Annotated in this window: 9 protein-coding genes; 5 read left to right on the plus strand and 4 right to left on the minus strand. The window is 54.5% G+C overall.

Going from position 1 to position 15,924, the window contains the following annotated elements; translation table 11 throughout:
- The first annotated feature begins 153 nt into the window (after positions 1 to 153).
- Together IEX96_RS00615 and IEX96_RS00620 are read left to right on the plus strand one after the other, a co-directional pair.
- Entirely contained in the window at positions 154 to 3,387 is a 3,234-nt protein-coding gene (locus IEX96_RS00615; protein ID WP_188873307.1) for a TonB-dependent receptor, read from the plus strand.
- A gap of 126 nt (positions 3,388 to 3,513) precedes the next feature.
- Positions 3,514 to 5,190 (plus strand): M28 family metallopeptidase, encoded by a 1,677-nt coding sequence (locus tag IEX96_RS00620; RefSeq protein WP_229773432.1) that lies wholly within the window; start codon positions 3,514 to 3,516, stop codon positions 5,188 to 5,190.
- On the opposite strand, the gene IEX96_RS00625 is transcribed toward IEX96_RS00620, so the two are convergent.
- Together IEX96_RS00625 and IEX96_RS00630 are read right to left on the minus strand one after the other, a co-directional pair.
- Positions 5,187 to 6,053, minus strand: a complete 867-nt coding sequence (locus tag IEX96_RS00625) for a DMT family transporter (protein WP_150004627.1) — start codon at positions 6,051 to 6,053, stop codon at positions 5,187 to 5,189. The genes IEX96_RS00620 and IEX96_RS00625 overlap by 4 nt on opposite strands.
- A gap of 241 nt (positions 6,054 to 6,294) precedes the next feature.
- Positions 6,295 to 8,727, minus strand: a complete 2,433-nt coding sequence (locus IEX96_RS00630) for a TonB-dependent receptor (protein ID WP_150004628.1) — start codon at positions 8,725 to 8,727, stop codon at positions 6,295 to 6,297.
- Between the two features lie 371 nt (positions 8,728 to 9,098).
- Here IEX96_RS00630 and IEX96_RS00635 point away from each other — a divergent pair, with 371 nt between their 5' ends.
- Complete coding sequence (locus IEX96_RS00635) at positions 9,099 to 10,124, plus strand: LacI family DNA-binding transcriptional regulator (protein WP_229773433.1); 1,026 nt, start codon at positions 9,099 to 9,101, stop codon at positions 10,122 to 10,124.
- A gap of 17 nt (positions 10,125 to 10,141) precedes the next feature.
- Here the strand turns inward: IEX96_RS00635 and pgmB are convergent, their stop codons facing one another.
- Positions 10,142 to 10,792, minus strand: a complete 651-nt coding sequence (gene pgmB, locus IEX96_RS00640; RefSeq protein WP_150004629.1) for a beta-phosphoglucomutase — start codon at positions 10,790 to 10,792, stop codon at positions 10,142 to 10,144.
- Positions 10,789 to 13,197 carry a glycoside hydrolase family 65 protein gene (locus IEX96_RS00645; RefSeq protein ID WP_188873308.1) on the minus strand — a complete coding sequence of 803 codons (2,409 nt, stop codon included), beginning with the start codon at positions 13,195 to 13,197 and terminating at the stop codon, positions 10,789 to 10,791. The genes pgmB and IEX96_RS00645 overlap by 4 nt, the downstream gene beginning before the upstream one ends.
- Positions 13,198 to 13,463: 266 nt before the next feature.
- Here IEX96_RS00645 and IEX96_RS00650 point away from each other — a divergent pair, with 266 nt between their 5' ends.
- Both IEX96_RS00650 and IEX96_RS00655 read left to right on the plus strand, forming a co-directional pair.
- The gene (locus IEX96_RS00650; protein ID WP_150004630.1) at positions 13,464 to 14,708 is read left to right on the plus strand and encodes an MFS transporter; all 1,245 of its coding nucleotides are present in this window, start codon (positions 13,464 to 13,466) and stop codon (positions 14,706 to 14,708) included.
- Between the two features lie 156 nt (positions 14,709 to 14,864).
- Positions 14,865 to 15,917, plus strand: a complete 1,053-nt coding sequence (locus IEX96_RS00655) for a LacI family DNA-binding transcriptional regulator (protein ID WP_150004631.1) — start codon at positions 14,865 to 14,867, stop codon at positions 15,915 to 15,917.
- Positions 15,918 to 15,924: the final 7 nt, after the last annotated feature.

Here is a 15,924-nt window from a genome sequence, read left to right on the forward strand (position 1 = left end):
AACCTGATGTCGTGTCCGGCTTTTCTGTAAGAAAAGAAAAGCGAAAGGTACCCGAAAAGATCTTTTAAAACGTCAAAGAAAAGTAGCGCCATATAAAGAGCGGTCATAAAGGGCGTGCTCTACATAATGGGCGGATATTTCAGGAGAGGATCAATGACATCATTGAAGGTCGGCACATCCGTATTGGCACTGGCTTTTGGCCTTTTGAGCGGTGCGGCGCAGGCCGGGGGTGCTGATGTTGCACCGGCCCAGAGCCAACATTTCGAAATAGACGTTCAGCCGGTGGAGAGCGCGCTCCGACATTTTGCGCAACAATCTGGTTTTCAGCTTGCTTGGCTCGCTCGGGAGACTGCAGATATGGAGGCGCGGGCGGTTAAGGGCCATTATGTCCCTGAAGATGCCATTCGTCTTTTGCTTGAGGGGACCGGGCTGGATTTTCGGCAGGTGGATGAAAAAACCATTGCTATCCTCACCAAAAGTGCAGCGAGAGAAGATAGCGGAATTGTGGGGCAAGGGCTAACAAAGCTGGCTTCTTCGGGCCCGGTATCATCGCTGGGGCAGGCGCAAGCGGTGCCGTCTGTGGGGGCGTCACCGGGCGAACAGAGCGCCGCCCTTATCGAAGAAGTGGTGGTGACAGGCTCACGCATCCGGCGTTCGGGCACATCTACCCCTATTCCTGTGACCGTGCTTGATGCCCGGAAGATCGCCTTGTCGGGCGATGCCCGCCTTGCCGACACATTAAATGAATTGCCCGCCATCGGTGCCACGCAGACTTTAGCTAACAGCAATGACGATCCGCAGGAGGCAGGAACCAATTTTCTTAATCTGCGTCGTTTGGGCATTGATCGTACGCTGGTTTTGGTGAATGGACGGCGCCATGTGGGAAGTCGTCCCGGAACCACAGCGGTAGATGTGAATACCATTCCCACGTCCATGGTAGAACGGGTTGAGGTGATTACTGGTGGTGCATCCGCCGTCTATGGGGCGGATGCGGTGTCGGGCGTGGTCAATTTGATCATGAGGGACGATTTCGAGGGCTTGAAGCTTGACGGGCAGATGGGGATCACTGATGAAGGGGACGGGGAAAGCTATCAACTCAGCTTGACGGCGGGAGCCAATTTCGCTGACAATCGAGGCAATGTCTTTTTCAACACAAGTTGGGACAAAACCAAACGGGTAAATGCCACGGATCGTGGCTATGCCAGCGAAAATTTCCGCTTTGCCACCAATCCCGCCAATACCGGCCCGGACGACGGCATCCCCGATCAGATTTTATTCGACAATACGGGTTTTATTGGCACCCCTGGCGGCGGCCAGGTGGTGGGCCCGGATGGGGCGGATCTTTTCGTTGCAGCGGGCGGGCCCTTTACCTTTGATGCCAATGGCAATCTGATTTCGCAGGACCTTGGAGCCTTGCCGGAATCGTTTCTGAGCCAAGGCGGCGATTTCGTTGATCTGTCGCGTTTCGATCTGTTGCAGGTACCCATCGAGCGGTTAATCGTCTCAGGCGGGATGCACTATGATCTGCACGACAAGGTCACCTTGTTTGCCAACGCCAAATATGCTCAGAGCGAAAGCGCCACCGCGGGCCAGCCCACCTTTAGCTTGCCTTCCTTTTCACCGATTTTTATCCTCGCTGATAATCCCTTTGTGCCACAAGACCTAAACAATATTCTTGCCGATAATGGAGCCGAAGGTTTTTTTGTCTCACGCACCAATGTGGATCAGGGCCAGCGCCGCTCGCGCTCGGACCGTGATACGGTACAGCTTGAGGTGGGTTTGAAGGGTGATATCACCTCCAACCTTGATTACACGGTCCATTATCAATATGGCCGCTCGGATAACAGCACGGAATTTATGAACGAACAGGTGTTGTCGCGTTTCAATCAACAACTGGATGCCGTGCGCGATGCCGATGGAAATATCGTTTGTCGCGATCCATCGGGTGGCTGTGTGCCGCTCAATGTATTGGGGCCTAATGCCGCCACAGCGGATGCGCTGGCCTTTAGCCATGTAGACTTCATCACCGAAGGTCGTCTGACGCAGCAAGTGGTGAATGCCACTATCACGGGTGATAGCGCCGGTTTCATGTATCTGCCCGCCGGACCGCTAGGCTTTGCCTTGGGCACGGAGTATCGGCGGGAAAGCACCGCCACTGAAGAGGGTTTCTTGCGCAATAGCGGCGATGTATTCCCCGGCGGCGTTATCGAAGACACCGTAGGAAATTTCGATGTGTGGGAACTGTTCGGGGAAATCAGCATTCCGGTTTTGCGCGGAGTGCCCTTTGCCGAAGAGGTCAATATCGAGGCTGCTGTGCGCTATGCCGATTATTCTACCATCGGCAGCGCCACCACCTGGAAAGTGGGCGGTGATTGGGCGCCGGTACGCGATCTCCGCTTTCGGGCCGTGGTGAGTCAGGCGGTGCGTGCTCCTAATATCGGCGAGTTGTTCGCCCCCACACGACTTGAAAATCCTTTTCTTGAAGACCCGTGTGATGTGAGCAATATCAATTCCGGCTCGCCCAATCGGGCAGCCAATTGTGCAGCGCTTGGTCTGTCACCAGATTTCATCTCCAATGCTGGGGCAGTGACAACCCGTGTATTGACTGGTGGTAATCCGGATCTCAAGGAGGAAACCGCCGATACGCTGACAGTGGGGGCGGTCATCACGCCGCGCATGGTGCCGGGTTTCAGCTTGACGGTGGATTATTGGGATATTGAGATCGATGATGCGGTGAACAGCTTCCCGGTTCAGGCGGTGGCCAATAACTGTGTCGATGCGGACTCCATCAATAATCCCTTCTGCGAAAGTATTGTGCGCCGTTCTGACGGAAATTTTGATAGCATCTCCAGCCAGTTAATCAATGTGGCATCGCTGAAGGCTGCGGGCATTGACATCGAGGCCAGCTACTTCCTCGATTTGGGCATGGTCACGGGGGACGCTGTGCCGGGTGGATTGGATCTCAATCTTGTGGCGACCTATCTTGATAAACTGGATTTTTTCGCGCAGGAAGGGCAGGCGGAACCAGACCGGGAGGCTGGAGAACTGGGCGATCCGGACTGGACGGTCAATCTGCGCGCTACATATGAATTGGGAGATCTTACCGTTAGTCTTTATGAACGCTTTATTTCAAGCCAGCGTTTCGATCTTGCTGAAAATCCGGATTTCCGCGATCCCAACAGCACCGGCTCGGAATGGTATACCGACCTGCAAATACGTTATCGGCTGCTAGAACAGACGGAAATCTATGTGGGTGTGGATAATCTCTTCGACAATGCGCCTCCCATTCTTGCCCGTGTGCCTGAAACCCGCAGCTTTGGTAATGATGCGGTGGTCTATGACCAGATCGGGCGCTTCTTCTATGCTGGGGTCACCGTACAATTCTAGTGGTTCAACCAAGACGTAAGAGTCCAATCTTCGTCGAGATAAGTCGAATTACTGGGAAGCAATGCGTTATATGAAAAGGGACGGATGGTGTGGCCATCCGCCCCTGATCTATGCAGGAGATAGCTGATGCCACCGATTCCCCTTTCCTTTATCCGACGGGTCTTTTTGGTCACACTGGCTGCTTTATCCGGATGTTCCGAAAAAGATGACAGCGCGGCCCAACATAGCTACTCACCAGAGATCACGGTGGAGGATCTGGCGGACCGCACTGCAATATTGGCAAGCGATGCCTTTGGCGGGCGGCCCCCCTCGGGTCCGATGGCGGACAAGACCGTCGCTTATCTGACCGAGGCTTTCAAGCGCATGGGCCTTAACCCGGCTTTCGAGGACCATTATGTGCAGAATGTGCCCTTGGTATCCATCGCCGCGAGACCAGATGCCATTTTGCAGATCACCAGCCCAAAGTTGGAGCGCCGCTATGACTATGGCTCCGAAATGATGGTGTGGACGACACGGGTGGTTAAAGAAGCGGGCATAAAAGATAGCGATCTGGTGTTCGTGGGTTATGGGATCACCGCACCGGAATATGGCTGGGATGATTATGCCGGCTTGGATATGGCAGGTAAAACCGCTGTCATCTTGGTGAATGATCCCGGCTTCTCCACGAAAGACCCGGAGCTCTTCACCGGCAATGCCATGACCTATTACGGGCGCTGGACCTATAAATATGAGGAGGCGGCACGGCAGGGCGCGGACGGCGCAATCATCATTCATGAGACGGCTCCTGCATCCTATCCTTGGAGCGTAGTGGAAAACAGCTGGTCAGGCCCGCAATTCGATCTGGTGCGTTCTGACGAGAATGCCGGGCGCGTTGCCATAGAAGGTTGGGTGCAGAGCTTTGTCGCTGAAGAAATATTTGCAGATGCCGGGCTTGATTATCAGTCTTTGAAACAAGCGGCGGCAAAACCCGGTTTCAAGCCTGTACCCATGGGATTAAAAGCCGATGTTTCTGTTCAAAACACACTTGAGCGATCAAAGACAGTAAATGTCGGTGCGGTGCTAACAGGCGTTTCCCATCCTGATGAAGCGGTGGTCTATATTGCTCATTGGGATCATCTGGGCGAGGGGCCCGCAGTGGAGGGAGATATAATCTATAATGGCGCGGCCGACAATGCCGCTGGCGTGGCTAGCGTCTTAGAGGTGGCGGAAAAAATGGCGGCCTCACCGCAAAGGCCTGCGCGCTCGGTGCTGTTTTTGTTTGTGGGCGCCGAAGAACAGGGGCTTTTAGGTGCCTATCATTATGCGGACAATCCAGCCTTTCCCCTCGCAAAAACGGCGGCCCTTATCAACACCGATGTTGTGCTGCCCCTAGGGGAAATGGCGGATATAACGGTGGTGGGACGCGGGTCATCGGATATTGAGGCCGTATTGGAAAGCGTGACGACAGAGCAGGGGCGTAGGTTATCGGCTTATCCCAATCCCGAACAGGGCTTTTATTTCCGCTCTGACCATTTTGCGCTAGCGAAAAAAGGCGTGCCCGCACTTTATATCGATACCGGTACCGAACATGTAGAAAAGGGGCGCGATTTTGTCACCAAAGCCAAGGCGGATTACGTGGCAAACCGTTATCACAAGCCTTCGGACGAAGTGATGACGGATTGGGATTGGCGCGGCGTGGTGCTGGATGTAGAGGCTATTTATCAAGTGGGATGGCAACTTGCTCAAAGCCGCGACTGGCCGCAATGGGCGGACAATACGCCCTTCAAGGCTATTCGCGAAGAAAGTGCGGATGAGAGGCGCTAGGCTTTCTGCACAGCCCTGCGGTTCATCACCACCAGCATCAGCCCGCCCAGCACAATCAGGCTGGCGATGGCAAAGCGCAGGCTTATGGTTTCTCCCACGAACAGCACGCCGCCCAATGTGGCAATCAGGGGCACCGATAATTGGGAAATAGCGGCGATATGGGGGCGCATCAGCGGGAGCACCGCGTACCAGATGGCATAGCCCAGCCCGGATGTGACCGCACCAGAGGCAATGGCAAGTCCGGCACCTTTGGTGGAAATGTCACCCATATCACCCAATAAAAATAATACTGGCAGGGCGACCACCGTTGCGACGATGAAATTGCCCGCCGTGGCTGCCACAGGATTGCGGCTTTTGCCGCCTTTCAAGGAATAGACGCCCCAGGCCAGCCCGCTTATGCCCATCAGAACGGCTCCAAAAGGGTCTGGCGCGCTGGCACCGGGGAGCAAAAACCATGTGAGGCCACCCATGGCGATCACGGCCCCCAACCATTCCTGTTTGGACAATCGCGCACCGGCCATCACGGCGCCACCGATCATGCTCAATTGCACGGCAGCAAAGGCGATCAATGCTCCGGTGCCAGTGTCGAGCACGATATAGGCATAGGAAAAGGCTGCGGCATAAACCAAAAGAGCGCACGCAGACGATACCGAGAGATGTGTGCGCATCTGGCTCCATCCTTGTGGCCGCATCCCCATCAACAGAGCCAGCATCACGGCACCGGATAGCAAACGAAGGCCGGTGAATGTGGCGGGGGACAAGGCTTCTTGCTGCAGGGCCATGCGGCACAAAACGGAGTTGGCGGCAAAAGCGGTCAGGGTCAGGAGGGTCCCGAAAAACACGCGAGGTTGGGATGATCGCATAAAACAATCCAAAGCCGGTGGTACAAAAGTGAAGGGCGCAAGCAATGGCCCTGTCACAGACAAAGGGGCCCAAGATCGAGAAAGAGATGGGTAAAATGGGGACCGTTCGGTGAAAGGTCAATCCCGTGAGGGTGGAGATTGTGCTCCAGCGTTGCCGGACTGTCGTTCTAGCCGGCACTTTTCCATAGAAAAAGGCCCGGAGAGGGGATCTCCGGACCTTTCAGAAAGGTGTTCGTCAGCCTTAGAAATTGTAGCTGAGGCTGAAGCGGAAGGACCGCCCCAAAATCGGGCGGGCGAAGATGGCCGTTCCCGTTTGCGCACCCAATACGCGGGGATTGCCTTCGGTCAGGCCGTGGCTGTCGGTCAGATTGTCGGCTGTAACCTGGAAGGTCCAGTTGTCCACATCCATAATAATGCCGGCATCCAGCTTTTGATAAGAGTCGAGAACCTGCTGGTTTTCAGGATCGGAGAAACGATCACCCACATGGGTGAAGGTGCCGTAAAGGGTCGCATATCCCCAAGGCAGCTCGATGTCATAGGTGGGGGTGAAGCGCAGTTGCAGCTTCGGCTGGCGTTGCACGCGGTTGCCCGCATTGCTGCTATTGCCGTCGAAATCGGCATCCTGCCATGTACCGGTCAGGGCCAGCGACAGGCCATCAAACGGTCGGACGACAAATTCGCCTTCCACACCGATGGCATTGGAGCCGCTGATGATCACCACATTTTGGCCGTCGATGAAGCGCTGATCGGGCAGTCCGGTGAAATCATTGTAGAACAGAGTGGCAAAGACGCTGACCATATCTGTGGACGCTTTGAAACCCAGTTCATACTGATCGATCTTCTGAATAGTATCGGCACCATCGCGTAGATTATCGAAATGAGGGAATTTCTGGCCATTATTGATGCGGGCGAATACCGACATATCCTGCGTCAGATTATAGTTCGCACCCACGGTCCAGGAGGTTTCCGTTTCATCGAAATCAATGGTTCTGAACGATCCATTGAGGATGGCCGCATTGTTGTTGAACAATGTGTTGGGGTCCCCATCCAGATCGACGCCGAAGTCCACATTCTCAAGGGTGGCATCCACATTCTGGTTTTCAACGCGGAACCCGGCATCGATCCGCAAATCCGGGGTAATCTGCCATTCATCGGCGAAATAGGCGGCGATATTGCGGCCATTATAAGCAGCATTCACGTCAAAGAAGGGCGCACCTACAAAGCCATCGCGGGTGACCTGACGGCCATCGGCGAAATTGACATTGATGCGACGGGCATTTTCTTCGGCCGCCAATAGCTGGTTATTGCCCAGGAACCATACATCATTTGAAGAATAATCCGAGAAGAACACACCAACGGTGAAGCTGTTGCCTTCAAACAATTCCTTTGCCACAGAAAAATCATTGGTAAAGGACTGGATGTCTTTTTCAACGGACCACATGCCTGCGGTCAGAACCTGCTGGTCAAGGCCGACCGCATCGCCAGAATCGACGAATGTGGCACTGCCCACCTGTGCATCAGGATCGATCCCGGCGAGAAAATCACCAAGGGTACGCGGCGTATCCGCGGGGACGAGGCCAATGGTATCCGCATCACCGGACATATAATTGAATTTTTCACGAATGGTCCAGCCGCCGTCGAATTCAAATTCCGAGCTGCCGCCGATCATGAAGGTTTCGGAACCACGCCCATCGGCCAGATCAAGCCGCCGGGTTTCACCATTGATGCCGGTTTCAATAACACCCAAACGGTTGGCATTGCCGATTAGGTTGCCGGTTCCGCGATCAAAGCCGGGGAATTCTTCGATATTGCCGTTTTCATCTGACAACAGCGGGATCGGCAACAGCCATGCGGCGCGATCATCAAGGAAACGGGTGTAAAGGTTGATCTGACCATTATCGAACAGCTTGGTGATATTGGCGCTGAATTGGCCGCCCCGTTCGCTGTTGAATTCGGCGTCGCGGATGCCGTTGGATGTGCGGTAAAAACCACCGACGCTATAGAACAGATCGTCGGTAATGGGGCCGCTAAGCTGCATATCCACCCGCTTTTCGCCAAAGCTGGTGCCCGAAAGTTTCACGATCCCTTCGGTTTCCGGACCGCCCTGTTTCTGGATGAAGTTGACGGTTACGCCGGGCTGGCCGTTAGAGAAGACGGGGCTGGGGCCACCGCGCAGGGCTTCCATGCGCTCCACCGTTTCATCGATGCGAAACAGGCCGGAATTTTCAAGGAAAGACAGGGTTGGCGGCGGGAAAATGGGCATGCCGTCGATTTGCAGCGTGACAAATTCCGCATCACCTGCGCCGGGGAAACCGCGCACAAAAATATTGGCACCGGCTTCACCGCCGGAGCTTTCAGCCCAGACACCGGGAATGGCCTTCAACAGATCGGCGGTGCTTTTGGGAGCGAATTTGTCGATCGCGGTGTTGCTCATGGTGGTGATGGCGTAGCTGGCATCGAGTTTTCTCAATCCGGCGCCACCGGGACGGCCTGTGACCACAATTTCTTCCAAACTGAGGGAGTTGTCTTTTTCCCGGTCTGTTTGTTGGTCGGCGGTATCTTGTGCCAAAGCGCCAGACGCGCCGATCAGCAGGGCTGCACCTGCAGCGGAAGATAGAAAGAGGCCGCGAACAGCTAGGCGTACAGCTGTGAGATCGTTGGACTTGGGTTTCATTGTCTTCTCCCCATAGGTTTATCAAAGCCACGTTCGATCGTTACGAAAATTTTTGTTGCAACGACTAGGCAGCGCCTCAGTGCTGAATTTTAGAACAGCATCAATATTTCACGAGATCATAAGACCACGAGTACATTTATTAATTTTCATGGATAAGGCGTTATGAAATCAATTTCAATAATTTTTTGAAATGGATTTCATTTTGGAAAAATAATTTTCTATTGTGTTGCATATGGGTGTCAATCATTGGTTTATATCAAAAAGGGGTGGGGCATTGGCGGTCCGATGAAGGTCACCAGAAGCACGGCTTGGCTTGTGGGAAAAAGCTGTCTAAGACAAATGCTTGATCTGGCCGAAAAAGGTAAGGATGAATGGCAATTAAACGTGCCAAAACCATGGAAGACATTGCGCGGCTGGCCAATGTGTCGAAGCCGACCGTTTCACGTGCCTTGCGCAATAGCCCTTTGGTTACCGAGGAAACGCGCCGCCATGTTTTGGATGTGGCCACGAAACATGGCTATGTGATCAACCGCAATGCGCAGAAATTGCGCGAAAGCCGTGCCAATACGATTGCCGTCGTGCTGGATTTCAGCTCGCACCGGGAAAATCGCATCTCCGATCCGTTCATTTTCAATCTGTTGGCCGGGGTGTCGGAAGCGCTTGGGCAGCGCGATCAGGATTTGTTGCTCTGCTCCCCCGCCCATAGCTCGGTGGAATCTTTAGGGTCGATCACCACGTCGCGGGGGGCGGACGGGATTATTTTTCTAGGTGAAGGCGGGCGGCGTGATGATCTGATCGCGCTAGCTGAACGCGCTGTGCCCTTCGTTGTGTGGGGGGCGGTGGAAAAAACGCTGCCCTATTGCGCCGTTGGCAGTGACAATTTTCAAGGCGGGTTTTTGGCGGCCAAGCATCTTTTGGACCAGGGGCGGTCGCGCTTTTTGTTTATTGGCGATACGCATCATGCGGAGATCAATCTGCGCCGCCAAGGGTTTATCAAGGCATTGTCCGAGGAAATGGGGGCGCGTGCCGCCAATCTGGTGGTGAGCGATATGTCTTTGGACGATTTTTCCTATGGTGCGAGCCATCGTGCCGCAACGGAAATGGTAAAGGGGCCGAGGCCGGTTCCGGATGCGATTTTTGCCGCCAGCGATACGGCTGCAATGGCGGTGATCAGCGCCTTTCGGGCCGCGGGGCTTTCTGTGCCAGAGGATGTATCGGTGGTGGGATATAATGATATTCCGGCGTCGGAGCATTTTCATCCCCCCCTGACCAGCGTGCGGCAGGATGTGCATGTGGCCGGGGCTTTGCTGGTGGAAAAGCTGATGCTGGCCATTGAGGGGCGTAGCCCGCAATCCACCATGCTGGAAACGCGCCTGATTGTGCGCGCTTCAAGCTGAAGCCCAAGGGGCCTATTCTAGTCCAGACAAGATTTGGGATCGAAGGCGGCGATATCGGGGATAATCGCATCGGCCGCGGCCAAAATATCCGTATCTCCCACGCCGATCACATAGCAACCTGCGGCTTTTGCAGATAGAACGCCGGCCGCCGCATCATCCAGCGCCAAACAGCGCTCTGGCGGCACGCCAACGCCCTTTGCGGCCATCAGGAAAATATCGGGCGCGGGTTTTGATTGTTTTGCAGCCCCCGCATCGGCAATGAAATCCATCAAGGGGCCAATGCCCAGCCGATCGATCAGAAGGGGCGCGTTGCGGCTGGCCGATGCCAAGGACGTTTTCAGCCCCAATGCCTTGCAGGCTTCCAATGCCTGACGGGCGCCGGGCAGCAGCGCATCGGGGGTAATTTTTTGGATGATCGCTTGGTAATAGCCATTTTTTCGTGTTGCAAGCGCGTGTTTTTCCGCATCGGAATAGGAGCGGGGGGCATCTTCCAGCAAAATATCGAGAGAGGCCATCCGGCTTACGCCTTTCAACCGTTCGTTTTTCTGTTCGTCAAAGGCCAGACCCAATTCATCGGCCAGCCGCTTCCATGCTGCATAATGTTCCCGCGCACTGTCGGCCAGCACGCCATCCAGATCGAACAGAACCGCTTTGTAAGTCTGGCTCATGCGGGCTCCTTTCCGAGGGGGGAAGCCTCCATTGTCTCGTCGGGCTTCAGCTCCAATGGCTGGTCATGATGTTGAATGGTCAGGGGGGCGCCGCTGATCAGGCGATAGCAGCACCGGTTCTTTCCAATCTGGACCAGAATGATCCGCCCGCGCACCCTGATCCGAAAAGACAGGCCTTGCCATTGATCGGGCAGCACAGGGGAAAAGACAGGGCGGCCTTCAACAAAGCGCAAGCCTGCAAAGCCGTTGACAAGGCACATCCAGCTTCCGCCAAGCGAGGCCATATGCAGCCCGTGTCCGGTGTTTTTATGAAGATCGCCCAGATCCACAAAAGCCGCATGGCGGAAATATTCATGGGCCTGTTCCAAACGCCCCACCTGGCTGGCAAGCATGCCAAACACACAGGCAGACAAAGTGCTATCATGCACCGTTACATCTTCATAATAGCGAAGGTCGCGGGCTTTGTCCGCAGGTGCGAATTGATCGCCTAACAGCACCATGGCCAGCACTGTATCGGCCTGTTTGCAGACTTGATGGCGGTATATGGTCAGGGGATGATAATGCAAAAGAAGGGGGAATTTATCCTTGGGCGTGTTTGCAATATCCCAGCGTTTTTTATCCAGAAAGCTGTCATCTTGCGGATGAATACCCAATGTCTCGTCATAGGGGAGATACATGGCGTCTGCCGCCCGCCGCCATTCGGTGATTTCGTCTTCATGAAGGTCGATGGCATTGGCGATCCGCGCAAAAACATCGGGGGCGTCGGCCATAAGCGCATGGGCCACCCGATAGGCATAATCCAAATGCTGGCGGGCCATGGCATTGGTGTAGAAATTATTGTTCACCAAAGCCGTATATTCATCGGGTCCGGTGACACAATGGATACAAAAAGCCCCGCCTTTGCGTGGATTGAAAAAGCCGATTTGCGGCCAGATGCGGGCGGTTTCAAACAGTATCTCCGCTCCGTGATCGTGTAAAAAAGCTGTGTCGTCGGTCAGCGCCATATAGTGTTCGATGGCAAAAGCCACATCGGCATTGATGTGATATTGCGCCGAACCGGCGGGGAAATAGGCGGAACATTCCCGACCGGAAATGGTGCGCCATGCAATCAGGGCTCCCCGTTCGTGGCCCATTTCGCGGGCATGGCGACGCGAGGCTTCCAGACTGCTATGCCGGTACACCAGCATGTCGCGGGCACGTTCAGGGCGGCTGTGTCCCAAAAGAGGCAGGCCGAAAATTTCAGCATCCCAGAAATAATGGCCTTCATAGCCTTCGCCGGTCTGGCCCTTGGCGCAGATCGAGGTTTCTCCGCCGCGCCCTGCGGCCTGCAGCACCTGAAAGATATTGAAGCGCACCGCAGCGCTATCGACGGGAGCCCCTTCAATTTCGAGATCCGCTCCTTCCCAGAACCGGGCAAGGTCAGCGCCTTGTTCGGCGCATAACCGGTCGAAGCCGGCGTCGCGTGCCTGCGCCAGATCATATAAGGCGGCATCGTTGGGGCTGTTCTGGCTATGGGCGGTGGTATCGCTGTGATAGCTGACGAATTTCACAAGGCTCAAGGGGGCGTCTGGGCCGGCTTTTGCCTGAAACCGTTGGGTAAGGCCGATGTCGGTTTCGCTCACTTCCGACAGGCTGAAATCGCCTTTGAGCACATGATGGTCCACAGCAACAGCCACCGGTATGCCGCTTTTCTTCAGGCGGTGGGCATAGCCGAATGCCGTGCCGTTTTTTAAAACTTTTTCAAGCTGCCACGGCGTTTGTGCGAAGGCCGGACCGAGGCGCGGATCATGGGGGGCGTCAGGCATATGGGCCGCATCCACGGATTGGGCTGCACCGGCCTTGTGAACCGCTTCAATATGGGTATGGATAGCGATGTCTGCGGTGCCTTGCTCCATAGCGACAGACAGCTTTTGAGCAAAGATCGAAGCCCGCTTCATGCTGACAAGCCGTTCATAACACAGGGAGATCACGGCACCTGATGCCAGCTTCCAACGAATATGGCGTTCTAGAATGCCGCGTTTGAAATCCAGCTTGCGCATGGAAGACAAAACAGATGCCGAGGCCAAAGACAAAGCAACGCCATCGGCATAAACGACAAAACCGGTGGCATTGGCGGCAGGGGGGCGGGTGTCGCTGCTTTGGGCGAAGCCGTGGGCCATTTCGTGATAATGGATCGGCATGGTTTCATAAACGCCGTTCAAATAAACGGATGCCGTTCCCAAGCCTTTGCCATCAAGGCTTTCTTCAAAGCCACCACGGACGCCGATAAAGCCATTCCCAAGGGAAAACAAGGATTCGCTACGGTCACGAAGGGCAAGATCAATGCCGTTTTCCACCAGCGCCCAGTCTTCCAGATCATAGGGAAGATCATGCAATGGATCAAAACCGCGCTCTGATATATCCAATCTAAGTCTCCCCAATTTCACAGCAGGCTTATCCGGTGATGAGTGATCTCATTCTCGTGCGGAAACAGTTTTCTTGACTTATCTCTGAGTAATGGACTTAATGAAATGGATTTCATTATGCAATAGACTGCATAAATAGCAATGAAATTCTATGCCACTATGGTTGAATAAAGGCTCGGTCCACGTTTTTGCATCTGGCGGTTATTGCGCCCTGACGCAGGAGCAGAGATTATAGAAGCCGCGTCTATCAAGGGGAGACTGACACCGTGCCGGCCATTCGCATCAAGCTGTCTTTGATCGCAACATATATTACCTTTGCGATTTTGTTGAATTCCGTTGGAACGGTGATCTTGCAATCCATCAACAGTTTCGGGGTGTCTGAAAGCTCGGCGGCGGTGTTGGAAGGGTTCAAGGATATTTCCATTGCGGTGGTGTCGTTTCTGGTGGCTTCTTTTTTGCCGCGCTTTGGTTATCGCAAATCCATGATCGTCGGACTATTTTTGGTGATGCTGGCCTGTCTTTCCATGCCTGTCGCCAATAGCTTTTTTGCCACCAAGATGATGTTCATGTGTGTGGGCATCGCCTTTGCCTTGGTGAAGGTGTCGGTCTATTCCTCCATCGGGCTGATTGCAAAAGACCGATATGAACATGCGGGCTTCATGAATGTGCTTGAAGGCATGTTCATGGTGGGGGTTTTGGGCGGCTATTGGGTATTTGGGTTCTTTATCGGTGATGGATCGGATAGCGGGCCGGGTTGGCTGGATGTGTATTGGGTGCTGGCGGGCCTGTGTGCGCTCAATATTGTGCTTTTGGCTTCAACACCAATGGATGAACGTGGCAGCCGGGCGGAAAGTACCGGCATTGTCGATGATTTTCGCAAGATGCTGCGCCTTGTGGCCCTGCCTATGGTTCTGGTGTTTGTGCTTTCTGCCTTTCTTTATGTCTTGATCGAGCAAGGCATCGGCACATGGCTTCCCAATTTCAACAACAAGGTGCTCAATTTGCCCTCGGATATGAGTGTGCAGGCCACCAGCATTTTTGCCGCGTCTTTGGCCGTGGGGCGGTTGAGCGCCGGGGTTGTTTTGCGCAAAATCAATTGGTATCCGGTGCTTAATATTTGTGTGGTGGCCATGGCGGCCCTGGTGATCTTGACATTGCCTTTGACCGAAGGACTGGAAGGCCAAACGGTGAGCAATTGGCTTGAAGCGCCCATTGCCGCCTTTATTTTTCCGATGATCGGCCTGTTTATGGCGCCCATTTATCCGGCCATCAATTCGGTGATTTTAAGCACATTGCCCACGGCAAAACATTCCTCCATGACGGGCCTGATTGTTATTTTTTCGGCTTTGGGCGGCACCACGGGATCGCTGATTACAGGACGGGTCTTTGAAGCCTTTGATGGTCAGACGGCCTTTTATCTGTCGATCTTTCCCATGGCGGTCATTCTGGGATGTTTATATGTGTTCCGCCGCAGTGTTGACCGGTTTTCTGCTAAAACGGCGGCGGCTTGAACGGGTAAGGGGGAAAATTCCAGTCTGCGGATTTTGTAAAAAATCGGGGCTTAACTTGTTGATTTGCAAACGCGGCAAGAGTTGATAATCTGCCCTTGAATACTGCTGGAAGATGAGGCCGGCAGGCGTTGCATATGGGCTGATTGACACTTCTTTATGGACAAAAAAACATTCGTTGAAAGAGCCACATTCGGGGATCGTCCGCTTTACCGGCTGGAAGATCTGGCTGAATTGGCAGGCGTATCCATTTCCACAGTGTCGCGGGCGCTGAACAACTCCGATCTGGTGAGCGAACGCACAAAGGCGCGTATCCGCCAGATTGCGCAAACCCATAATTATGCAGGCCGCCTGCGCGACAAACTGGACCCTGTGCGCCCCACCTCGCGGACGATTTCTGCGGTCATCCCGCCGCCACAGGGCCGGGATCAGCGCATTTCCGATCCGTTTTTGCTCGATCTATTGGGTGGGCTGGCGGATCAGATGATCGAGCGCGATTGTGATCTGTTGATCTCCCATGTGATGCCAAGCGATCTGGACGGCATGTTATCGCTGCTAAGCTCCGGCCGGTCGGACGGGTTGATCTTTCTGGGCCAAAGCACAGTGCATGAGGATCTCAACAGCTTGGCGGATCGGGGCGTACCGTTTGTGGTGTGGGGGGCGCGATTGCCCAATCAGAAATATTGCACCGTTGGCAGTGACAATCTGAAAGGCGGCCACCGGGCTGCCAGCCATTTGGTCAGGCTGGGGCGGCGGCGCATAGCCTTTATCGGTGATGTGGAGCCGCCGGAGCTGCGTTTGCGCTTTGAAGGCTATAAGCAGGCTTTGGAAGATGCGGGTCTTGCTTTTGACCCTGATCTTGTGCGGCCTGCGCATTTCTATCTGGAGTCCGCCATGGAAGCGGTGGAATCCCTGTTGGAAAGCGGCACAGAATTCGACGGTATCGTGGCCGCCAGTGATCTGATCGCTATTGGTGCCGTGCGCGGCCTGATGAAAAGCGGCATGCGCGTGCCCGAAGATGTGTCGGTTGTGGGCTATGATGATGTGCGCATGGCCGCCTATTCCAGCCCGGCACTGACCACTATCAGTCAGGATGTGGGAAAAGCGGGCCGGTTACTGGTTAGCAAGCTGTTGCGTATTCTCGATGGTCAGGGTGTCCGGTCGGAACTGTTGCCCACGGAACTGATCGTGCGCGAATCCTGCGGCGCTTGATTCCTTT

Source organism: Iodidimonas muriae, from assembly GCF_014647255.1.
Classification (GTDB): Bacteria; Pseudomonadota; Alphaproteobacteria; order Sphingomonadales; family Rhodothalassiaceae; genus Iodidimonas; species Iodidimonas muriae.